Annotated in this window: 18 protein-coding genes; 14 read left to right on the forward strand and 4 right to left on the reverse strand. The window is 46.6% G+C overall.

Annotated elements, in window-relative coordinates; all coding sequences use genetic code 11:
* Positions 1–38 precede the first annotated feature (38 nt).
* Genes KNP75_RS15735 through KNP75_RS02205 form a run of 6 tightly spaced genes read left to right on the forward strand, consistent with a single transcriptional unit; the run spans position 39 to position 6,334 of the window.
* Positions 39–755 (forward strand): CatB-related O-acetyltransferase, encoded by a 717-nt coding sequence (locus KNP75_RS15735; RefSeq protein WP_285800831.1) that lies wholly within the window; start codon positions 39–41, stop codon positions 753–755.
* Between the two features lie 13 nt (positions 756–768).
* Positions 769–2,145, forward strand: a complete 1,377-nt coding sequence (locus tag KNP75_RS02185) for a hypothetical protein (RefSeq protein WP_215189614.1) — start codon at positions 769–771, stop codon at positions 2,143–2,145.
* Positions 2,146–2,170: 25 nt separating this feature from the next.
* Entirely contained in the window at positions 2,171–3,235 is a 1,065-nt protein-coding gene (locus KNP75_RS02190) for an N-acetylneuraminate synthase family protein (protein ID WP_215189616.1), read from the forward strand.
* Complete coding sequence (neuC, locus tag KNP75_RS02195; protein ID WP_215189618.1) at positions 3,232–4,383, forward strand: UDP-N-acetylglucosamine 2-epimerase; 1,152 nt, start codon at positions 3,232–3,234, stop codon at positions 4,381–4,383. Before KNP75_RS02190 ends, neuC begins: the two co-directional genes overlap by 4 nt.
* Complete coding sequence (locus tag KNP75_RS02200) at positions 4,376–5,077, forward strand: acylneuraminate cytidylyltransferase family protein (protein ID WP_215189620.1); 702 nt, start codon at positions 4,376–4,378, stop codon at positions 5,075–5,077. The genes neuC and KNP75_RS02200 overlap by 8 nt, the downstream gene beginning before the upstream one ends.
* A gap of 15 nt (positions 5,078–5,092) precedes the next feature.
* Positions 5,093–6,334 (forward strand): oligosaccharide flippase family protein, encoded by a 1,242-nt coding sequence (locus KNP75_RS02205; protein WP_215189622.1) that lies wholly within the window; start codon positions 5,093–5,095, stop codon positions 6,332–6,334.
* A gap of 1,404 nt (positions 6,335–7,738) precedes the next feature.
* On the opposite strand, the gene KNP75_RS02210 is transcribed toward KNP75_RS02205, so the two are convergent.
* The 4 genes from KNP75_RS02210 to istA form a co-directional block, all read right to left on the reverse strand.
* The gene (locus tag KNP75_RS02210; protein ID WP_215189624.1) at positions 7,739–8,659 is read right to left on the reverse strand and encodes a tyrosine-type recombinase/integrase; all 921 of its coding nucleotides are present in this window, start codon (positions 8,657–8,659) and stop codon (positions 7,739–7,741) included.
* Between the two features lie 5 nt (positions 8,660–8,664).
* On the reverse strand, positions 8,665–9,117 hold the full coding sequence (locus KNP75_RS02215) for a sigma factor (RefSeq protein WP_215189626.1): 453 nt from the start codon (positions 9,115–9,117) through the stop codon (positions 8,665–8,667).
* Between the two features lie 257 nt (positions 9,118–9,374).
* On the reverse strand, positions 9,375–10,091 hold the full coding sequence (gene istB, locus KNP75_RS02220) for an IS21-like element helper ATPase IstB (RefSeq protein ID WP_215189628.1): 717 nt from the start codon (positions 10,089–10,091) through the stop codon (positions 9,375–9,377).
* On the reverse strand, positions 10,088–11,335 hold the full coding sequence (istA, locus tag KNP75_RS02225) for an IS21 family transposase (RefSeq protein WP_215189630.1): 1,248 nt from the start codon (positions 11,333–11,335) through the stop codon (positions 10,088–10,090). The genes istB and istA overlap by 4 nt, the downstream gene beginning before the upstream one ends.
* Positions 11,336–11,448: 113 nt before the next feature.
* Here istA and KNP75_RS02230 point away from each other — a divergent pair, with 113 nt between their 5' ends.
* The 8 genes from KNP75_RS02230 (at position 11,449) to KNP75_RS02265 (ending at position 22,393) form a co-directional block, all read left to right on the forward strand.
* A complete protein-coding gene (locus tag KNP75_RS02230; protein WP_215189632.1) occupies positions 11,449–12,948 on the forward strand; it encodes an ISL3 family transposase in 1,500 nt (499 codons plus the stop codon).
* 469 nt (positions 12,949–13,417) lie between these two features.
* Entirely contained in the window at positions 13,418–14,569 is a 1,152-nt protein-coding gene (locus KNP75_RS02235) for an ROK family transcriptional regulator (protein WP_215189633.1), read from the forward strand.
* A 168-nt stretch (positions 14,570–14,737) separates the two neighbouring features.
* Positions 14,738–15,184, forward strand: coding sequence for a hypothetical protein (locus KNP75_RS02240; RefSeq protein ID WP_215189635.1), 447 nt, complete (start codon positions 14,738–14,740; stop codon positions 15,182–15,184).
* Positions 15,185–15,203: 19 nt separating this feature from the next.
* A complete protein-coding gene (locus tag KNP75_RS02245; protein WP_251128173.1) occupies positions 15,204–16,505 on the forward strand; it encodes an ABC transporter substrate-binding protein in 1,302 nt (433 codons plus the stop codon).
* Positions 16,506–16,571: 66 nt separating this feature from the next.
* A complete protein-coding gene (locus KNP75_RS02250) occupies positions 16,572–17,525 on the forward strand; it encodes a carbohydrate ABC transporter permease (protein ID WP_214828741.1) in 954 nt (317 codons plus the stop codon).
* Between the two features lie 12 nt (positions 17,526–17,537).
* Positions 17,538–18,323 (forward strand): carbohydrate ABC transporter permease, encoded by a 786-nt coding sequence (locus tag KNP75_RS02255; RefSeq protein WP_131472964.1) that lies wholly within the window; start codon positions 17,538–17,540, stop codon positions 18,321–18,323.
* Between the two features lie 18 nt (positions 18,324–18,341).
* Complete coding sequence (locus KNP75_RS02260) at positions 18,342–20,330, forward strand: beta-galactosidase (protein ID WP_215189640.1); 1,989 nt, start codon at positions 18,342–18,344, stop codon at positions 20,328–20,330.
* The gene (locus KNP75_RS02265) at positions 20,327–22,393 is read left to right on the forward strand and encodes an alpha-galactosidase (RefSeq protein WP_215189642.1); all 2,067 of its coding nucleotides are present in this window, start codon (positions 20,327–20,329) and stop codon (positions 22,391–22,393) included. The genes KNP75_RS02260 and KNP75_RS02265 overlap by 4 nt, the downstream gene beginning before the upstream one ends.
* Positions 22,394–22,411: the final 18 nt, after the last annotated feature.

Here is a 22,411-nt window from a genome sequence, read left to right on the forward strand (position 1 = left end):
ATTAACGTCTATAAAACTGAGAATATGGTGATAAAACTATGATGAAAACAATAAAGTTTTTTGTGAAAAAAGTTTTGGTTTTGTATTTAAAATTCGATAGAACGCTTTCTATAGATTTAAAAAGTGTAATATCGGTAAGGGATTTTAAAGCACTAAAAGGTAGTAACAAATACAAAAATGTTATTAATCAATCGACCATCTCAGGAAAAGTTTCCTCTCAGTATGGATGTAAAATTCAAAATACAATATGTACTGGAAATGTAGAAATCGGAAGATTCGTTTCAATAAACGGACCAGGGACGAGAATCTCTTCTAAAGTAAATAAGATATTTATTGGTTCATTCACTTCAATTGGTTCTAATGTGATTATTCAAGAAGATTACCACCGATTTGATAAAATTTCTACTTACTTCATGAATCAGAATATTTTCACTAATAGTATCGAAAATGATATTTTTTCAAAAGGACCAATAATAATAGAAGAAGATGTGTGGATTGGTTCGAATAGCGTAGTGCTTTCAGGTGTTAAAATAGGTCGAGGATCAATTATTGGCGCGGGAAGCATAGTTACTAAAGACGTACCAAAATACTCAGTTGTAGCTGGTAATCCTGCTAAAATCATAAAGAAAAGATTCTCGGACGAAATAATAATGGAACTTGAAAAAACAAAATGGTGGATGATGGATACGAACGAAATTATAAAATATAAACAAGAATTTTCGGAAAAAGTTACTTTAAATAATAATTTATTTTGAAGGTGTGAATTAATTGCAACAGTATAATAGAATCAATATTTATGAATTGATACTAAATTTAGAGAAAAAACACGAATTATTTTCTTTGAATGAACATGGAGTATACTTTTGGAAATTAATTCGATTAGATATAATAAGAAAATTGCAAGGTGAGTCTCTAAATAAGAAGAGAGAAAATAAGAAAATTGGTAAGTTGATAAAAAACTCTGTTACAAGTATTATCCGTAACCCTTATTTTATCAGCGGAACAACAGAATACCTGGTATTTGAAAATCCAAGAAAAATACTACTTGATCAAATTAAAATTGATCCCTATACTCATTTTCTGATTCCAACACTCGAAAATGTTTATATACTTGATGATGTTTATAATAATAATATTGAAAAATCCTTGTATGCGCCATCAAGTTCAGTTTTTTTGCTTAAACTAGTGCATAAAATAAGGAGGAAGATTAAAAGAGTTAAACCTATATCTGTGGATAACTTAAGCATTATTTCTGAATTAGAAAATATAATATTTAATGAAACAAACGTCAAATTAAATTTAGTGAAACAAGTTCAACAAAAAATAAATGGATTTTTAGTTGGTGTTGAAGTTTATTCACCGCTGTTTAAAAGTAAAAATCTTAAAGAAATTTTTCTTGTTTGCTCTTACGGTAAGGAGCACATTATTCATGCGGCACAAATGAATAATATTAAAGTGACTGAAATACAGCATGGAGTCATGAGTGATTTACATTTTGGATATAGTTTCCCGAAAAACACCACTATCCCATATTTCCCTGATAGAATTAATTTTTTTGGTAATTACTGGATTAAAAACACGAACTTACCGCAAAATTTAGAGACTGAAATAACGGGTTATGACTATTTAAATTACCAAGTTGAAAAATTAAATTCATATTTTGAAGAAAAAAAACAAAAAAGTGTTTTGGTAGTCTCACAGCCTACTATCGCTATAAAGCTTTTTGATGAAATTTATGAGTTAGCGCAATCTTTATCGGATTATAATTTTTTTATTAAGTTGCATCCTCAAGAGTTTGAATATTGGGATTGGAAGTATCCTCGTCTCGTCGAACTTAGTAAATTTAAAAATGTAACAATTTTTAAAGATGAAAAAACTATTCATGAACTTCTAGCTAGATCATATTGGGTAATTGGAGTTTATTCTACATCTTTATTGGAAGCAATAGCTTTTAAAGCTAACCCTATTGTAATTGGTATTCAAGGACATGAGCATATAAGTAACTTTGTGAAAACTTTTAGTATACCTGTTTTTTATACAAACAAAGAAATATCATTCTTTTTAGAGCAAAATAATAACACTAACAAATATGATTTAGATCTATATTCCGAAAATGATATTTGGGAAAATAATAAACTTCATTAAAAACAACAGAAAGTTGGTAAAAAAAATGTCAGAATTTAGCATTGGTTCAAGAAAAGTCGGAGAAAAATATCAACCCTTAGTTATCGCAGAAATCGGGATTAATCACGAAGGAAGTTTAGAAACAGCTAAAGAAATGGTTCTTGCAGCTAAAAAAGCAGGTGCAGAAGTTATCAAGCACCAAACTCATGTTGTTGAAGATGAGATGAGTAAAGAAGCAATGAAGGTAATACCTGGAAATACAGATGTTTCAATATATGAAGTAATGAAAAGGTGTGCACTCAATGAATCAGATGAGATTGCTTTAAAAAACTTTGTTGAAGAGCAAGATATGATTTATCTAAGCACGCCTTTTTCTAGAGCTGCAGCACTCAGATTAGAAAAAATGAATGTGTTGGCATATAAAATCGGTTCTGGAGAATGCAATAACTATCCTTTGATAGAATTAATTGCATCATTTGGAAAACCTATGATTGTTTCAACTGGAATGAATGATATACCTAGTATCAGAAAAACTGTAAATATTTTAGAAGAGTATAAAGTACCATACGCGTTGCTACATTGCACTAATTTATATCCCACACCTGCAAGGTTGGTAAGGCTTGGTGGTATGCAAGAAATGCAAGAAGCATTTCCAGAAGCAGTAATTGGCTTGTCAGATCACACAGTCAATAACAACGCCGCTATTGCGGCCACGGCTTTGGGAGCGTCGATTCTCGAACGTCACTTTACAGATTCTAAGGAAAGAAAAGGACCAGATATTTTGTGCTCAATGGATCCCATTGAATTAGAGGAACTCATTTCTGCGACTAAAGAGGTTGCAGAAATGAGAGGCGGAACAAAAGTTGCTGCAGAGGAAGAAAAGGTCACAATTGACTTTGCATTTGCAACTGTTGTCACTACTCAAAATATTAAAGCTGGAGAAATTTTAACAAAAGACAATGTTTGGGTTAAAAGACCTGGAACGGGTGAAATAAGAGCGGAGGATTATCATACAGTCTTAGGGAAAACTCTGGTGAAAGATGTTAATGTAGATGAACATCTATGTTGGTCTGATTTTGTTGATTCAAAAACTGGAGAATATTCTAAATGAAAAACGTTTTATTTATTACAGGCACCAGGGCGGATTACGGAAAAATAAAAACATTGATGAGAGAAGTAGAATTGAGTAAGGATTTTAACCTCAGTATTTTTGTAACAGGGATGCATATGTTGTCTAAATATGGGTTGACGTGGAAAGAAATAGAAAAAGACGGATTTAAAAATTTATACAAATATATTAATCAACAATCGGGTTCAAAAATGGATATTGCGTTAAGTAACACAATCTTGGGTTTAAGTAATTTTGTTCATGAAATGAAACCCGATATGATAGTCGTCCATGGTGATAGACTAGAAGCTTTAGCAGGAGCGATAGTAGGGGCATTTAACAACATTAAGGTAGCTCATATTGAAGGGGGTGAAGTATCTGGCACAATTGATGAATCAATTCGGCATTCAATTACAAAACTTGCACATATGCATTTTGTTAGTAATCTAGAATCTAAAGATAGAATTTGTCAATTGGGTGAGAATCCAGATAGTGTTTTTGTTATTGGCTCCCCTGACATAGATGTTATGCTCTCTGACAGTTTACCTTCTTTAGAAGAGGTACAAAGGCGGTATGAAATTAACTTTGATAATTATTCAATCTGCATGTTTCATCCAGTAACCACAGAATTAGATAAACTACATTGTCATGTCAATAGTCTCGTTTCTGCTATGTTAGAATCCGATCAAAACTTTGTAGTAATCTTTCCTAATAATGATGAAGGTAGCGAAATAATTTTGCATGAATATAAGAGGTTATACAACAATAGACGAATTAAAATTTTCCCTTCAATTCGATTTGAATATTTTCTCACTCTTTTAAATAACTCTGAATACATGATTGGTAACTCAAGTGCGGGTATACGCGAAGCAAGGGTATATGGTGTATCTGCAATTGATATTGGTATACGACAACGTAACAGGTATAACAAGAATAGTAAAGGGATTTTACATGTGGAGAATATAACCACTCAAAACATTCTAAACTCAATGGTTGAAGTAAAAAAAGAAAAATGCGAAGTTTATAGCGATTTCGGGAAGGGCGATAGTAATAAAAAGTTCATTAAAGTTTTAGAAAATAAAAAAGTTTGGGAATACGATATACAAAAACAATTTGTTGATATACATTTTCGGGAGAAAAATAATGTATAAAAATAAAAAAATATTAGCAATCGTTCCTGCTAGAGGCGGTAGTAAAGGGATTCCACAAAAAAATATATATGAAATTGAAGGTAAGCCTTTAATTCAATATACCTTAGATGAGATAAAAAAAAGTGATCTTATTGATACTTGTATAGTATCAACTGATTGTCCGAAGATTTTGGAAGTTTGCATCGATTTAAAAGTCGATGTCCCACATCTACGTCCTAGAAACTTGGCCACTGATAATGCTAAAACTATAGATGTAATTGTACACGAATTAAAATTACTTGAAAGCAAAAATCAAATTTATGATTACGTAATTTTATTGCAACCAACGCAACCGCTTCGCTCTTCCATAGATATCGATAATTCGATAAAATTAGCAATTGACAAAGATTATGACAGTCTTGTAGGTGTATCTTATGTAAAAGACCATCCTCTTCTAATTCGAAAAATAGGCGAAGAAGGAAAATTAGAGAATCTGTTAAAGGTTAGTAGCACAGTTAGACGTCAAGAATTCTCTAATTACTATAAAATAAATGGTGCTATTTATGTTAATAAGGTCACTAGTTTATCAAGCGATACAAGTCTCAATGATAATGAGTATCCTTACATAATGGACAAATATTATGATTTGGATATTGATAATTTCTCTGATTTAGAAAAATTCAAATTGATTGTGCAAGGTAAAATCAATATATGATTGAAGTGATTCTATATGTTAAAAAAAATAGTCGCTAATCCATTTTTTAAAAACTCATTATTATATACTTTAGGTAGCATGATAACCCCAATCATAGGGTTTATCATGCTACCCTTTTATACTAATGTTTTTACTCCTGCAGAGTATGGAGTGGTCACTACTACACAATCATTAATAGGGCTTCTTCAAATTTTTCTTGTACTCTCACTTCACGGAGCAATCACAAGATTCTTTTACGATTACTTAGATCAGCCAAAAGAACAAAGAAGATACTTAGGTTCAATATTTATTTTTGTATCATTGTTTTCTACAGCATTCTCTTTACTACTATTAATTTTTAATGAAGTAATTGGAAGCTTTTTATTTCAAGATATACCAATAAACCCATTCTATTATCTTTTGATTCTCATTTCATGGTTGTCTGCTCTATTATCTTTACCTTTAGCTTTATTTAGAGCACAAGAAAAAGCATATTTATTCGTATTTGTGAATTTTTCGAAAGCAGTTTTAATTATGTTATTATCAATATACTTGATAAAATATAAAAATTTTGGACCAGAAGGAGTTCTGATTGCCCAAGCCTCTATTAGCGCCATCGTTACTTTAATAACTTATCTTCACATAATAAAATATATTGATTTCAATTTTAGTATGCAAAGCATCAAGGAAAGTCTTTTTTTCAGTTTGCCTTTGATTCCACACGTTGCAAGTGGATGGATTATCAGTTCGTCTGATAAGGTTATTCTTGAGAAGTTTGTTGGAGTGGCTGAAGTAGGGATTTATTCTTTAGCAGTTCAAATTTCAATGGTTCTTGGTTTGTTTTTTGCAAGTGTTAATAACGCATTGGTTCCGAGGTATACAAAATTAAAAAAAATGAACCAAGCAAATCAAGCGGATAAGCTTCTGAGAATTTTTGCTGGGGTTGTTGTAGGTGTATCGATAATATATTTACCCACTTCAATTATAGTGATTAAATATATTTCTTCCCCAGAATACCACAGTGCGATTAACATAATTCCTCTACTATTAATCGGACAAATAGTGAATGGATTCTATTTTATATATGTTGCAAAATTATTTTATGCTAAAAAGTCTGGATCAATTGCTTTTAGTAGCTCTACAGCAGCAATTACAAATATTTTATTGAATATAGTATTGATTCCTCAGATTGGAATTTATGGTGCTGCGGTTTCTACTATCATTTCAGAAATGGTTAGGTTTCTTTTGGTGAAAAATTCAAATAAAAAAAGTTCATAAATATTTGGATTCGTGAATATATTTTTCTGATCAGAAGGATAATTTCGGTCCTTGTGGACAGTTAGATGTGAACGGATCTAGGCACAGACAGTGTTGACGTCTCGAAATGGAAGCAAGGCGGTATGGCGTCTGATTTTCAGGTCGCATAAATCATCCCATATTTTTTCGTTTTCACCAAGCTGAGTCATCTATACCGATAACTCGAGGGGAATGTCTCTTCACATGATGTTTCAATCATTTCGACATTCTGAGTAACGTACTATCACTGATATTTTTCAAGAGAAGTCCCAGTCCCATCCCAATCAATGCCTTCAACATACCCCGTTCCAAACCGATTATTCTGTGAGATGGTAGTCGACATAGGGGAGGAAACTTTTTCGTGAAGATAACCGTGGTATAGGCAGATTCGTCGCAGAAGAAACGTTTCATCTGAACACATAAATACGCATCCATTCCAAGCACATGCTTATCCTTCACTGTTCTGATGTGGACAAGGTATGAGCACTTTATGTAACAGGGACAGGAGGCGAACAATTTTATCCCATGATAACAGCACAGATATGCTTCATCACAGCGCTTCGCATCGACCACTACTAGTCTGGGAAGCAGCTCGTTTAACGTTATTGATTTCTTTAATCATTTTAGTAAACCAATTACCGAAGATAGACTTCATCAAAAGTGAGGAAGAACCAATTTTAAACCGGAGTTGACATCCTAACGTTTTAAGTGGCGATACAAGAAAGTCAGGAGATTACGTAGTACAAAATAGGAGTGCAGAAGTGTGCAACGGAAACGTACACAACTCTACACTCCTATTTTTGAAAAGAAAAAGGACGTGCCAGCAACCGAAATCTCAACCTAACATTTAAGTTGCGACACAAGAACGTTAAGAAGTGGAAGGAATGCTAGCAATGTCCGATGTCCATTGTATTAAATTTCTCAGAAACTACAAACCATATTCACTGAAGCGATCTGGTCCTAGGAATAGACTGCGGAAAAGCTCTTCAGTTGGAGCGTCTTCTTCTCCACCACTTATTTATAAATCTATGGGAAGCTGATTGACTTTCATCGAACGTAAGAGTCGGTTCTACATCGTATTGCCAATCGAAGGTCGCAGCGTGGCGCTGGGCCCTTTGAGGTCACTTTTTTAGGTGGTACGATGGACCGGATCAAAGAGTTCAGCAGTCACGATTGTATCCTGGCGACTTCTCGGCGTGTTGCTCTATTTCGCCGACCCATATGCGTCTTGGCATAGAGGCAGTAACGAGAATGTCAATGGTCTTCGCAAACGCACTTACCAAGGTTAATGGCCGGCTTTACAAATGCCTGGATTGGAAGACTGCACACGCTGCCTCTGCGGAGTAGTGTTGCGCTTAATTTGACAATCTGTAATTTAAATAAATATCACTTACGTTTCTTTTCTTCTGTAGCAATTTGCCTATTTTTTTGATTTAATACCTCAATCGTTTCATGTTTTTGTCCTTTTGAAATATGCAGATACAATTCTGTCGTCTCGGTCGATGCGTGACCCAGCAAACGGCTGATTTTAGTAATATTGACATCTGCGTTGTAAAGCTCTGTTGCAAAGCTATGTCGCAGGATGTGGCTCGTGATGCCAAAGCCCAACTGCTCGTTCGACACTTTCTGCAAATACTCGTTCACATAGTTTGCCCGAACTTTTGTACCGCGTGGCATGATGAACAAGTAGGGAGATTCCGTATCGGTCTTCGGCCGCTCCCATTGAATGTAACGCAGTAGTGCGTCACGTAGACGATCGCTCATCGGGACTTCTCGCATCTTATCACCTTTCCCGTGTCGAATGACCAATTCATTCGTCTCGAACGCGACATCTCCAAGCTGTAAATCTAATATCTCACTGATGCGAAGCCCGGCATCACACCCGATCATATAAATGTTATATAGGGTCGCGTTGTCGGCATGATACAAGATTTGATGCAGCTGTTCGCGACTGAGGATGATTGATTGCCGTCTCGCCTCGGCACCGGAGACGTTGACGAGTAAGAACGGATTCTTGGTGATCCAGCCTTTGTGCACCGAGTAGGCCATGAACGTCTTGATCACACTTACATACTTCTTGATTGTGTTAAACGCGCGCTCACAGTCCACCAATTCATCTCGATACGCATAGGCGTGGGCGGTTTCGTCCACGTCTTTTAATAAGGCCACGTTCGACTCGTCCATCATTCTCTCGAATCGGCGTAAGGTGTTCCGATACGTTTTGACGGTGTCTTGCGATTTACGGTGTCTGAACTCTACGTCCTCTAAATAAATGGTGATGGCCTCTTTGATTGTCATATGTTCCATGCTGTTCACTCCTTCGAATAAATGTCTTCTCTCAATTCACGTTGAACGTCTGCCTTGTACGCCCGCAATCGACTCGCGGAATAGGCCAGTGTCTGTTCGGTCCCATCAATCAGGTGACAGAGAAGTTCGAAATGACGGGGTGACAGTTTCAATCGTTGTTCGTCGAGCCAGTCGAAGAGATGGCGCTCGGACATCATGCATTGTTCCGGCAACTGTTCGGTCGCAATCTCATGCCTCAAGTGCCGGGCGTTCTTTTGTTGATGATTCAAGATGGCCCCGCGGACTCGTTGGAAGCAATACGTCTTTGATAACGTACAACCCCGATTCAACGCTTCCCATAAGGCGATACGTGCGATTTGGGCACAGTCTTCTTGCTCGTTCGGATGGATGTTCAAGTGTCGGACGACGTAATGGATCATCGGCTCCCACTCATGGATTTGTTCATCAATTGTTTTCATCGGTCGATTCTCTTCCGAGCGCTCTACGTAATTCCTAGGTTAGACCGAGTATAAACGCTATTCCCCCTTTTCAGTCGTTCTTCCACCGTTGTCTCACGCCTCTGTCACCTTACGCCCTATGTTATCGGAGATATCCCCGGGCTTATGTGTGATAAGGGCAATGGTTAGACGGGGGGAATAGCGTTTCCTTCCTGTATTTTGCAATACAAATGCGCACAATTATGCAACGAAAAGTACAGAACTTTGCCAGTTGAGTTTTAGTGTTTCGATAATGCATGTGTGACACGATAACTGTCACCTGTGAAATTGAGTATGTGAGCGTGGTGTATGACTCGATCGACGAGTGCCGCCGTTAGGCGCGCATCACCAAAAATGCGATTCCACTGGCTGAACTCAAGGTTGGATGTGATAATCAAGCTCTTTCGCTCGTACCAGTCGGTGATTAGATGGAACAGGAGTTCCGCAGATTCTTTTGTGAGAGGGATGTATCCCATCTCATCTAAAATGATTAGGTCTGCCGATTCGAGACGAGAGTGAAAGCTGCTCAGTTTTCCATCTCGCCAGGCCTTATTGAGTTGCTCTACGGGCTCGGATACCCGGAAGAACCTCACCTCATAACCTTTGTGACAAGCTTCTCTCCCGAGTCCGATGGCCAAATGGGTCTTTCCTGTTCCTGGGGACCCTGTCAGAACGACGTTCTGTGAATGCTCGACAAAATTCAGTGAGGTAAGTTCGCCCTTATCTAAATGCTTGGGGAAGTATATTTGATTGCCCCAGTGATAGTCGGCGAGTGACTTGTTGTTGATGAATTTTGCCTTTTTGATTAATCGTTGCGCTTTCGCTTCTTCGCGGAGGCGCATTTCCATAGAGAAAAGCTCCGTCAGGAATTTTTCAGGAGATTCCGTTGGAATCGATTCATAGATTTCGGCGACGTAGGCAAGACGTAGCGACTTACACATTTCTTTCAAGCTCATGCTGTGCCACCTTCTCCCCACGGCCGATTCAGGCTATCATACTTGCTCCAGTCCACATCATAAGGATGGTCCTCGACCACGGCTGGGTCGTCGTCCTCGCTCAGTAGCTCGTATAGGCGTTCATTGATCTCTAAAATTGGATACAGTGCGAGCTTGGCTCGGATCCAAGCCAGTCGTTCCTGCCTAACGAGTAAGTTCGGCACGCCCAGATACTCTTTAATTCTCCCAGGCAGATATTCGGAATAACGGGAGTGCCCGAAGCTTCTCGGCTTCTTGTGCCAAGTGCTGATGATGTTTTCCCATGGGAGCGCACGTTTTGTCATCATGTAGGGCCGTTTTTCTTCGTAAAGAATCTCTCCGTAAAGTGAGATGATCTTCATCGAATCCCACCTTAAGATGGCTCGTACTTGCCCATGACGCGCCCCCGAAGGGACCAAAACTTTCATCTTATCGATCGTTATTTCACCGTACTTGTTCACCTTGAACAGTTCTTCTTTGAAGACGGGGAAGTCTTCTTGTGGCAATCGCAATAGATGTCTCTGCTCTTCTTCGAATAACTCACGGATCAGCACATGCTTTTCGTAATGCACCCTCTCCATATCGTCCCGTAGGGAGACTGCGAGCTGCCGGTTCATCGAATCGTAGTCACGCATGACAGGGGCTGGGACAAGAAAATTGTATCGAACGTATCCTACCTTGTTCTCAACACTTCCTTTCTCGTTCCCGCTGTAAGGGTTACAACTTTGGACTTGGAATCCATAATGAGCCATGAACTGTAGAAAAGCATCGGTATAGATTGCCTCTTCTTTCGTCGTTCTCGGTTGGATGACGGCAGCGGGGAGATTATCGATTCGGAGCTGTTGCGGTACACCGCCGATTTCTTCAAAAAGCATTTTGAGTCCCGTCAGGAAGCACTCCTGGTTCTCTGCAGGAAGGGCGACGGCTGCTGTGCGGTTGCTGAAGGGCAGACTCATGACGAGGCACTTTACATCGACCGCATGACTATCTTTGACGACTTCCATCGTCCCAAAATCCACCTGCGCCTCACCCGGAGGGTGCTGCAATCGTTCGTGCCTTGTGTCGTTTTCCTCCTCGCTCGTCATATGCCAGCTCTTGATGAAATTGCAGACCGTTCGGTAAGAACCCTCGAATCCGTTCGCCACCAACGTTTCGTAAATCTTTTTATTCGTTCGTCTTAACTTTTTCTGAAGCATCTGATCCTCAGTCAACCAATCTTCGACCATCTCGCCCCATTTCGTTCCGTACTGTAATCAACGCTGTTAAAATGGTTCTTGCTCACTTTTGATGAAGTCCGTCTTCGGGAATTAGTTCACTAAAAGGATTGAAGGGATCAATCATGTTAAACGAGTTTCTTCCAGAATTAGAAGTGGTCGAGGTGAACCGTCGTGATGAAACATATCAGTTCATTTGTCATGGAAAAAAGTCGTGCGCACCCTGTCCCCATTGCACTAAAAGCTCACATCGTGTCCATAGCCGATACATCAGGACATTGCACGATGAGCGTGTGTTCGGATTTGATGTGCAGCTACGGATTCAGGCAAGACGTTTCTTTTGCGACGAACTAAGCTGCCCCTCAAGCATCTTTACGGAGAGATTTCCTTCCCTGTGTCGACCACACTCCCGCAGAACAATCCGTTTAGAACGTGGGCTACTGAGGCTCTTAAGTGGAATGAGTGCGATCGGGCTGGAACGTATCTTGAACAATATCAGCGATAGTACGCTACTCCGACTGTTGAAACGCTCACAACATCATCGGAAAACGCCTGACCCTCGCGTGGTCGGCATTGATGACTGGGCCTGGAGAAAACGAAAAAAGTACGGGACAATCATCTGTGATCTAGAGACACGACGCCCGATCGCCTTACTTCCCTCTCGGGATGTCAAAACCGTCTGTGCTTGGATTCGTTCGCATCCCACCATCCAGGTGGTGGCACGTGACGGGTCCATGGAGTTTCGGGAGGCCATCCGTTTGGCCGATGAGACGATTCAACAGGTGAGTGACCGATGGCACTTGTTTCATAACTTAGGGAAGAAAATTGAAGACATCTTGAAGCGACGTCTTCCATATAGCGAAAAAATCCTTCTCGAACCGGATGGCCTTAACGCCGAACGTGAACTGACAGACGCTGAAAGAAGAAAATGGACGCTTATTCTCACAGTACAACAGGATGCGAGACAGGGTGTTCCGATCTCCGAGTTGATTAGACGTCACCATATCGACCCAAAGACGTGCCGTAGATACCTACAGATGACAGAGCCACCAAGAATCAGTCGGTCACATCGACGACACAGCGCAGACATCTACAAGGGAGACATCGTCAGATGGATCCGCCAAGGCAGGACGACCGAATGGATGTACCGGACGTTGAAACGGAAAGGATATCTCCGTGGAATCAGTACGTTTCGACCTTATGTGGCAAGATTGAAAAAAGCAGTCCCACACGAGATTAACATCAATCGACGAATCATCCAGAAAGTCCTCTGGGAGGACGAGCCTTCTAACAAACCACTTCTCATAAAGATACTGGACATCCATCCTTTCTTGAAGGTATTAAACGAGCTCGTCCGTTCGTTCAAGAATCTTTTCAGCGAAGCGACGTCTGAACAGGATATCTTATGGTGGTGTGAACAGGCGCAAAGGGCGAACGAAGCCCCACTAGCCTCTTTCGCGACCTATATACGAGGGGACATCGACGCTATCCGGCTCGGGATGACGCTGCCCTGGTCGAACGGCATGGTCGAGGGACAGGTCAACCGACTGAAGACGATCAAACGCCAAATGTATGGTCGGGCGGGATTGGAGCTGTTGCGCATCAAAATATTGAATGTCACTTGAGGCTCGTTGTTCTACTGAAATATAAAGCGATGTCTACATAACTACAGGGATGAGGCGTTTCACCAAAAGTGAGGAAGAACCAATTTTAAACCGCTGTTGACACTAGCATTCCTTCCATCTCCTAACGTTCTTGTGTCGCAACTTAAACGTTAGGGTGAGATTATGGTTGCTGGCAAGTCCTTTTTCTTTTCTAAAATAGGAGTGCAGAGTTGTGTACGTTTCCGTTGCACACTTCTGCACTCCTATTTTGCACTACACACTTCCTTGTGAGGGTAGACATATAGCGTGATGGGGTCCGTGTAGTATTAACCGGAGAAGTTCGTGGGATGATCAGCCGGGTAAGGTTGATTATCCCATTTTTTTAGGCAACGGCTAAAGAATTGAGTTGTCAGTTTTTTTCAGCCAACCCATGACCGCTTTCCCCGACATGCTATACTAAGAAAAAAGCAAAGAAATGGGTGGAACAGTTATGGGGAAGACGACACCACGGAACTCGAAATGGATGCGGACGTATAACCGCTCGCTCATCCTCCGGCTCATCCGGCTTCATCAGCCGGTGTCCCGGGTCGAGCTCGCCAAGGCGACGAGTTTGACGAAGCCGACGATTTCGAACATCGTCAATGAACTGAAAGAAGAAGGGCTGATCAACGAGCGCGAACTCGGCGTCTCGAGCGGGGGACGACGGCCAATCATGCTCGAACTCGCGGCCAGCGACCGTTTCGTCATCGGTATCGATGCGACGCAGCGTCGGTTGCATGGCGTCGTCACGAACATCCATGGGGAGATGTTAGGCGAGGCCTGGCATGACGAACGGTTCGATACGAACGATGAGTTCATCGAGGCCATCGTGACGCTATACATAGAATTGGCTGGTAAAGCACAAGGCGACGTCATCGGGCTCGGAGTGTCCGTCCACGGGATGGTCGAGGCGGGGAATGGGATCGTCCTGTTCGCGCCACGCTTCCACTTGCATGACATCCCACTCAAACAAGAACTCGAACAGCGTCTGAACCAGAACGTCTTCGTCGAGAACGACGTGCGGACGCTCGCCTTAGGCGAACTCTATTTCGGCGAGGCGATCGGCATCGACGAGTTCTTCTACGTCTACGCGGGCTACGGCATCGGAGGCGCCTACGTCCACGGCGGCGAGCTGATCGACGGGGAGCATCATATCGCCGGGGAGATCGGCCATATGCGCATCATGCTCGACGGGCCGATCTGCTCGTGCGGCAACCGGGGCTGCCTCGAGGCCGTCGCCGGGGAACGGGCCATCTTAAACGAGGCCCGGCAGCTGAATCACGAGCTCAATCTGAATGATCTGCGTGACGCCGTCGGAACGAACGCCGACATCCAGCAGCTGTATGAGCGGGCCGGGGAATATATCGGCATCGCGACGCTCAACATGATCCACTTGCTCAACCCGAACCGAATCCTGCTCGGGGGGCCGCTCTTCAACTACGCGCCGAACGTCGTCGCCAACATCCAGGAGCGGGTCGCCCAGACGGCGCTGACGATGGACGCCCGCCAGACGGACATCCGTGTCGTCCCGTGGAATGCGAACCATGGCGCGCTCGGTGCGGCCGCCTTGATCACGAACCAACTGTTCGGCGAGATTCAATGATTCAATCGCTCTCACCTCGAGGGCGATTTTTTTGTGTCGAAAAATAATTTATATGAAACCGTTTACAAGTCTAAAACGGATGTGCTATAGTCTGTTTGTAGTTAGATAATAAATTTAATTTACTAAGTAAGGGGTGACACTCTCAAACGGGAAAGTGGAGGGGGAGACATGGACATAGAGACACCATTGCTGAAAGACAAGTTTCACGATATATTCGGTCGCTACGGGGCGACACGGCTGTTCACACGGGACGGTTCAACGTTTAATGAATTGGAAGCGTTCTCAAAAGCTGACGGTGTCGTCGTCACCCGCTCACGGCGGGACGGCATCTTCCGGCTCTACGACGAGGAGGCCCGCGACATCCGGCTGTTCCGCGTCTCGGACTTGAACGAGGCCCGCACGAACGATTTCGACGGACTGTTCGAGATGCTTCTATGGCGGTTGAAGCAACAGGACGCGTTGCCGTTCGGGGCCGACCTATACGTCGTCGGATCGTACATAGACGACCATTGGCAGTTTGATTTGGAATTGATCGCATACACACTCACCCGGCTCGGAGATCAACCGATGCCAGACCACTTGATTCGGGAGCTTTGCCTCAAGTTGGTCGCATAACATTCAAAGGAGAATGAACATGAAGAAAACGACAATCGCACTCGCATCATCGGTACTCGTCTTGTCATCACTGCTCGCCGCTTGCGGCGGCAAGGAAGAGGCGGCCGCGACGACGGAAGACGGCAAGCCGGTCATCAATTGGTGGGGCTGGGCGCCACAACCAGAAGTCGGGGAAGCCATGGCCAAGGCGTTCAACGAGTCGCAAGACGACTACGTCGTCAAGTTCAAACGTCTCGAGGACTATGAACAACAACTCCAAGTCGCCATGCTCGGCGGTGACGGTCCAGATGTCATCGGCCTTAAGGAACCGATGATTCCGCAATACAAGGACCGCCTCGTCCCGGCGAAAGACTACATGGACAAAGCGGCCGGCTCGGGCTGGAAAGAGAAGTTGATCGAGCTCGGCGTCGAACAGACAACGGTCGACGGCGAACAGATGGCGGTACCGGTCGGGTTCACAGGCCAGGCGTACCTCATGTACAACAAGACGATGCTCGACAAATACGGCGTGACGCCGCCGAAGACGTATGACGAGACGATTGCGGCGATCGACAAGATCAACGCCTCGGGCGACAAGGTCATCCCGATGCAGCTCGGCGCGAAAGATGCCTGGGTCGGCACCGACGTCTTCAACGTCTTGAGCCACCAAGTCGCACCAGGGTACATCCAAAAAGTACTTGAGGGTGAGGCGAAATGGACGGACAAAGAGATGGTTGAGACGGCTGAACTTTGGCAACAATTGTTCGAAGACAAAGTGTTCCAAGAAGGCGCTTTGGGCCTTGCGACATACATGGACGGCATGAACAACTTCTTCGACAAGAAAGCGGCGATGTGGGTCATCGGCTCATGGGAAGCCCACTCGATGACGACGGTCGAGAAGCGTGACAAGTGGAACAACTTCGAAGACGAGATCGGTTTCGTCCCGCTCCCGAACCTCGCTGGTGGCACAGAACAACCGGTCATCGCCTCAATCGACATGGCACTCGGCGTCAACAAGGAGTCGAAACAACAAGACGGCGCGGCCGCCTTCATCGCCTACATGACGCAAGGCGAAGGCCAAGCTCTCTACATGGAGAAGTTCGAGATGGCACCAGCCGTCAAAGACATCGAAGTGGCGTACGAGGACAAGTTCACGTCTGACGTAGAACGCGAGTCGTACAAAATCTTGAACGAGACGGTGAAGAACGCCGTCGCGGGCCGTGGTATCCGTGACCCGAAAGTATACGACACGCTCGGCAAAGAACTTCAAAACATCGCCGGCGGTCAAGACGCGAAAGAAGCGCTCGCGCGCATCCAAGCCATCGCCGATCAAGGTAAATAATCGAACGAGCGCCAGTGGCCAGCCTGACTGGCGCTCGATTTTTTGATAGGAAAGTGAGGGAACCTTATGCAACACGCAACCGAGTTACCGGAAGAACAGCCGAAGCTGTCGGCGGTCCCGCCGCAACGACCGGATTCGACGAAGAAGAAAGCGCAGCTGAAAAAGAACTTGATCGGCTGGGCGTTCGTCGCCCCGACCGTCCTGTTCGTCATCGCCTTCATCTATTACGGCATCTTCTATAACGCCTATCACTCCCTGTTCTCGTGGGACGGCATCTCGTTCGAGAAGACGTACATCGGCTTCGAGAACTTCGGCCGTATGTTCAGCGACCCGGAATTTTATAACGCGCTCAAGAACACGGGTATCTTCACCGTCTTGACCGTGACGATTCAAGCCGGGCTCGGGCTCGTCTTGGCGTACCTGCTCCACACGAAAGGTGTCGGCCGCACGTTCTTCAAGTCGGTGTTCTTCTTCCCGGTCGTGTTGAGCCCGGTCGTGTTGGGTGCCGCGTTCTCACAAATCTTCGACTTCCAGTTCGGCTACATCAACGAATTTCTCCGCATGGTCGGTCTCGGTGCGTTCGAACAGAACTGGCTCGGCGACCAGGACGTCGCCTTGTACGCCATCATCTTGATCAACATCTTCCAATGGACGGGCTCGTCGATGATCATGTACTACATGGCGATGCTCGCCATCGAGCGTGAAGTGTTCGAGGCGGCCAATATCGATGGCGCCGGCTTCTGGCGCACGCTCTGGAGCGTCGTGTTCCCGAACTTGAAAGGGACGACGTTCACGCTGACGATTCTCGGGGTCATCGGCGGATTGAAGACGTTCGATATCGTCTGGATCTCGACGCAAGGTGGACCGGGTAACTCGACCGAGGTCATCTCGACATACCTGTTCCGAAAATCGATGTTGCACCAAGAGGTCGGCTATGCCAGTGCCGTCGCCATCATCTTGCTCATCATCGCGCTTAGCATCACGTACTTCCAGACACGCGTACAGAAGAAAATGGACTGAGGAGGGATACCCATGGAAATCCAAACGAAAAAAGGAAGATGGCTCACCAATCTCGGCTTGTCGCTCATGGCGGTCATTTGGTTGTTCCCGATCTTCGTCATGTTCAAAGAGAGTTTACGGGTCAACGGCTTCAGTAACTATATCGCGACGTTACAGAACCCGAACTTCCCTCAGTTCGTCTTTAACAGTTTCATCGTCGCGTTCTTTATGATCATCATCTCGATCTCGTTCCTCGCCTTTGCGGCGTTCGGCTTCTCGAAGCTCGAGTTCGCGGGGAAACGGTTACTCTTCAACCTCGTCTTGGCCGGGCTCATGTTGCCGGTCGCGTCGCTCATCGTCCCGCTCTTCTTCACGCTGCGCAACCTTGACGGCTTGAACAGCTACTGGGGATTGATCGGCGCCGAGGTGGCGTTCTTCCTCCCGTTCGGGCTGATGCTCATCAAGAGTTACTTCGACGAGCTGCCGAACGAACTGATGGAAGCAGCCCATATCGACGGGGCGACGACGTTCCAAATCTTCTATAAGATCATGATGCCGCTCGCCAAGCCGGCACTTGCGACGGCGACGATCTATGCGTTCCTCAACTCGTGGAACGAGTATTTGATGGTCCTCACGTTCATGACGGACCCGGCCTATCAGACGGTGACGATGGCCCCGACGTTCTTCACGGAAGCGCTCGGTGGTGATCCAGGTAAACTATACGCCTCGCTCGTGTTGATCAGCTTGCCGACGATGGTGTTCTATATCTTCTTCCAACGCTTCTTACAGAAAGGCATGACTTCGGGAGCGGTCAAATAATCGATTGAGGTGAATCAAATGTATGTAGGTGTAGATTATTACCCAGAACAGACGGACCGCGCCCTATGGGACGAGGACGTCCGCTTGATGAAAGAGCTTGGGGTCAACGTGATCCGGATGGCGGAGTTCGCGTGGACGATGATGGAGCCGGCCGATGGCGAGTTCGACTTCTCATTTTGGGACGAGGTCGTCGACACGTTCGGCAAGGACTTCGACGTCATCCTCGGCACGCCGACGGCGACGCCACCGGCCTGGTTGATCGAGAAATATCCGGACATCTTGCCGGTGACGGCGGACGGGGTCCGCATCAGTTTCGGCGCCCGCCGCCACTATACGGTGAACAGTCCGGTATACCGCGAGTATTGCGAGCGCATCACGCGGAAGATGGCGGAACGTTACGGGAAGCATCCGGCCGTCATCGGCTGGCAGACCGACAACGAGTACGGCCACGAGAAATCGGATCGCTCGTACGGCGACGTCGATCAAGTCGCGTTCCAAGCCTGGCTAAAAGACCGCTATGAGACGCTCGACGCGTTGAACGCGGCCTGGGGGACCGTCTTCTGGAGCCATACATACTCGGCATGGAGTCAGATTCCGGTCCCTCGTACCGTGTTCCAAGAGCACAACCCGTCGCTCCTCGTCGATTTCGACCGCTTCTGTTCGGACGCGTACCGTTCGTTCAACAAGCTCCAAGTCGACACGCTCCGGCCGCTCATCCATGACGATGCGTTCATCACACATAACCTCGTCTATAGCGACATGGCGATCAACCAGCAACAGATGGCCCAAGACCTCGATTACGTCTCGTTCGACAACTATCCTGTCTGGGGCGGGTTGCCGGAGCCTAACCGTTTCGAGAAGACGGCGCACGACCATGACTTGTGTCGCTCGTCAAAACAAGGCAAAGGCTTCTGGGTGATGGAGCAGCTCAGTGGTGCGCAAGGCTGGAGCCGGATCGGCTACTTGCCAAGACCGGGCCACATCCGTCTGTGGACGCATCAGGCCGTTGCGCGCGGCGCCGAAGCGATCGTCTATTTCCGTTTCCGGGCCGCCCATTTCGGGACCGAGGAGTTCTGCCACGGCATCATCGATCACGACGGCAAGCCGAAACGGAAGTTCGATGAAGTGCAGGGCGTCATGAAAGAGCTCTCGACGCATGGCGATCTAATCAACGCGGCCGAATACAAGGCCGACGTCGCCGTCTACTTCGACCAAGAGAACTTATGGGCGTGGACGCATCAGCTGCACTCGGACGCGTTCAACTTCAAACAGGAGTTCGTCCGCTTTTACGGGGCAGCTGTCCGCCAAGGCGTCAACACGGACATCGTCTTCCCAGGCGATGCGCTCGACCGCTACAAACTCGTCGTCGTGCCGCTCTATTTCCTCGGAAATGACACGTTCGATGCCTCGCTCATCGACTATATCGAGAACGGTGGCCACGTCATCTTCACGTACCGGACGGGCGTCAAAGACCCAATCAACCGTTGTCACTTCGACACGCTCCCGGGCAAGTTCGCAAAATATGCCGGCATCGAGATCGATGAGTACGAGAGCTTACAGGCGGTCCAGTCGAACCAAGTTAGACTCGGTGACTATGTGTCCGAGGCGAACATCTGGTGCGATTTGATCACTCCGAAGGGTGCCGACGTGCTCGCGACGTATGAGCAGGCGTTCTACAAAGGGACGGCCGCCGTCACGCGCCACACGTACAAAGGCGACGTGACGTACATCGGCTCATCGGTCGATGATGCGATGCTTGATACGATTTACAACGAGGCGCTCACACGCGCCGGCATCGATGCGAACCGTCTCCCGGACGACGTCGAGAAAGTCGACCGCCACGGCGACGGTTACGTCATCCGCTTCTATCTAAACCACTCGACGGACGTGACGTCGACGGTCGACGTGTCAGGCGACTGGCAGACGCTCGACGGGGATGCAGTATCAGGCAAGCTCGAGCTCAACCCGCTCGACGTCGTCATCTTGAAGCAGGAGGTGGGGGAATGATCTACTGCTTCGACAACCGCTTCGTGATTGAAGGAAAAAGCCTCGCCTACGTGTTCGACGTCGACGCCCGCGGACGACTCGTCCATCAATATCTCGGCGGCCGTCTTCATGAAGACGATTACGGCGAGCTGCCGGACGCACGTATTTTGCATTCGTCATTCGAGACACCAGAAGGCGTCGCCGCGTACGAGTTCGCCTCGTTCGGCGACCTCGTCTATACGGAGCCGACGTTGAAGAGCCATACGGAACGTGAACGGCTACATGCTTTTACGTTCCAAGATGCCCGCATCGATGGCGACACGCTTGAGATCGACTTGGTCGATTCGATTCAACAGTTGACCGTCACGCTCCACTTCACGGTGTATGCGGCGTATGACATGATCGCCCGCCATATGACGCTCAAGGCAAGGGAGACGGTGACGCTCGAGAGCGCACAGTCGTTCAGCCTCGGATTGACGGAACGCAAACTTCGCCTCAGTCATTTCTCAGGGGCGTGGACGAGCGAGTTCCAGCTGCAGCAAGGCGAGTTGCTCCCAGGTAAGAAGACGATCGAGAGCCGCCGCGGCTTGACGAGCCACCAAAGCAATCCGTGGTTCGCACTGGATCAGTCGGCGACGGAGACGAACGGTGAAGTCATTTACGGCTTCCTCGGTCACTCTGGCAACTGGGCGATTCATTTCGAACGTGACCAGTTCGGTTTTACGCAAGTGACGGGCGGGCTCAACCCGTTCGACTTCGCGAAGAGACTTCAAGCGGGTGAATCGGTCACGACACCGACCGGCTATATCGGTTACACGCAACAGGGTTTTGGCGGCATGAGCCGGAACGCGCACGATTTTGAGCGCGACGTCATCATGCCGGAACGGACGCGCGAGATGCTCCGACCTGTCTTGTATAACTCATGGGAAGCGACGTATTTCGACGTCAGCGAGGACGGGCAGAAACGGCTCGTCGATAAGGCGGCAAATATCGGCTGCGAGCTGTTCGTTGTCGATGATGGCTGGTTCGGCGAACGCAACTCGGACGCGGCCGGTCTCGGCGATTGGCACGTCAACACGACGAAGTTCCCGAACGGGCTCGAGCCGCTCATCCGTTACGTCGAGGACAAAGGCCTCCAGTTCGGCCTCTGGGTCGAACCGGAGATGGTCAACCCGGACTCCGATTTGTACCGGGCGCATCCTGATTGGATTTACCAGACGGACGGACGCCCATCGACGACGTCGCGCAACCAGTTCGTGTTGAACTTGGCGCTCCCGGAAGTCGAGGCGCACGTGACCGGCCTATTGGACGATTTGCTGTCGAATCACGCGATCCGCTATATCAAGTGGGATATGAACCGGGCCTTCTCAGAGCCGGACAGTCCGCAGTTACGGGACGCGAAAGAGCTGTGGCTCCGTCATACGGAAGCCGTCTATCGCATCCTCGACACGCTCCGGGCGAAACACCCGGACGTCGCTTTCGAGTCATGTGCCGGCGGCGGGGGACGGATTGACCTCGGTGTGCTGACGCGCGTCGAACAAGTCTGGACGAGCGACAACACCGATGCGCTTGACCGGCTCGAGATTCAGGAAGGCTTCTCGTACGCCTATAACGCCAAGATGATGAGCTGCTGGGTGACGGACGCGCCGAACTGGTTAAACGGTCGATCGCTCCCGCTCAGTTATCGCTTCGTCAGCGCGATGCAAGGCACGCTCGGTATCGGCGGCAACCTGCTCGAATGGAGCAAGGACGAGCTTGTTGAGGCGGCACAATGGATCAAGACATACAAGTCGATCCGCCCGCTCGTTCAGCACGGTACGAGCTATCGCCTTGCCTCGCTCAAAACGGACGGGGTGCATGCGATGGGTTACACGGACGGTGAGGACTATGTCGTCCTCGTCAACGCCGACCGTCGTCATTACGGTAAGAACCGATTGCGCATCAAACTCGCCGGGCTCGACCCGGAGCGCGTCTACGTCTATGACGACCGACGCGTGAGCGGACGCTATTTGATGGAACAAGGCCTCACACTCACACAACAACAGGACTATGACGCGTATTGCCTGGTCATCCGCCCGGCATGAGCAAAGAAAGGGATGGAG

This window comes from Exiguobacterium sp. s6, assembly GCF_018618155.1.
Lineage (GTDB): Bacteria > Bacillota > Bacilli > Exiguobacteriales > Exiguobacteriaceae > Exiguobacterium > Exiguobacterium mexicanum_A.

What these genes read in the sequence shown, in the direction of transcription:
- KNP75_RS15735 (WP_285800831.1), top strand. Translation starts at nt 39, where the DNA reads ATGATGAAAACAATAAAGTTTTTTGTGAAAAAAGTTTTGGTTTTGTAT.
- KNP75_RS02190 (WP_215189616.1), top strand. Translation starts at nt 2,171, where the DNA reads ATGTCAGAATTTAGCATTGGTTCAAGAAAAGTCGGAGAAAAATATCAA.
- neuC (WP_215189618.1), top strand. Translation starts at nt 3,232, where the DNA reads ATGAAAAACGTTTTATTTATTACAGGCACCAGGGCGGATTACGGAAAA.
- KNP75_RS02200 (WP_215189620.1), top strand. Translation starts at nt 4,376, where the DNA reads ATGTATAAAAATAAAAAAATATTAGCAATCGTTCCTGCTAGAGGCGGT.
- KNP75_RS02205 (WP_215189622.1), top strand. Translation starts at nt 5,093, where the DNA reads ATGTTAAAAAAAATAGTCGCTAATCCATTTTTTAAAAACTCATTATTA.
- KNP75_RS02210 (WP_215189624.1), bottom strand. Translation starts at nt 8,659, where the DNA reads ATGGAACATATGACAATCAAAGAGGCCATCACCATTTATTTAGAGGAC.
- KNP75_RS02215 (WP_215189626.1), bottom strand. Translation starts at nt 9,117, where the DNA reads ATGAAAACAATTGATGAACAAATCCATGAGTGGGAGCCGATGATCCAT.
- istB (WP_215189628.1), bottom strand. Translation starts at nt 10,091, where the DNA reads ATGAGCTTGAAAGAAATGTGTAAGTCGCTACGTCTTGCCTACGTCGCC.
- istA (WP_215189630.1), bottom strand. Translation starts at nt 11,335, where the DNA reads ATGGTCGAAGATTGGTTGACTGAGGATCAGATGCTTCAGAAAAAGTTA.
- KNP75_RS02230 (WP_215189632.1), top strand. Translation starts at nt 11,449, where the DNA reads ATGTTAAACGAGTTTCTTCCAGAATTAGAAGTGGTCGAGGTGAACCGT.
- KNP75_RS02235 (WP_215189633.1), top strand. Translation starts at nt 13,418, where the DNA reads ATGGGGAAGACGACACCACGGAACTCGAAATGGATGCGGACGTATAAC.
- KNP75_RS02240 (WP_215189635.1), top strand. Translation starts at nt 14,738, where the DNA reads ATGGACATAGAGACACCATTGCTGAAAGACAAGTTTCACGATATATTC.
- KNP75_RS02245 (WP_251128173.1), top strand. Translation starts at nt 15,204, where the DNA reads ATGAAGAAAACGACAATCGCACTCGCATCATCGGTACTCGTCTTGTCA.
- KNP75_RS02250 (WP_214828741.1), top strand. Translation starts at nt 16,572, where the DNA reads ATGCAACACGCAACCGAGTTACCGGAAGAACAGCCGAAGCTGTCGGCG.
- KNP75_RS02255 (WP_131472964.1), top strand. Translation starts at nt 17,538, where the DNA reads ATGGAAATCCAAACGAAAAAAGGAAGATGGCTCACCAATCTCGGCTTG.
- KNP75_RS02260 (WP_215189640.1), top strand. Translation starts at nt 18,342, where the DNA reads ATGTATGTAGGTGTAGATTATTACCCAGAACAGACGGACCGCGCCCTA.
- KNP75_RS02265 (WP_215189642.1), top strand. Translation starts at nt 20,327, where the DNA reads ATGATCTACTGCTTCGACAACCGCTTCGTGATTGAAGGAAAAAGCCTC.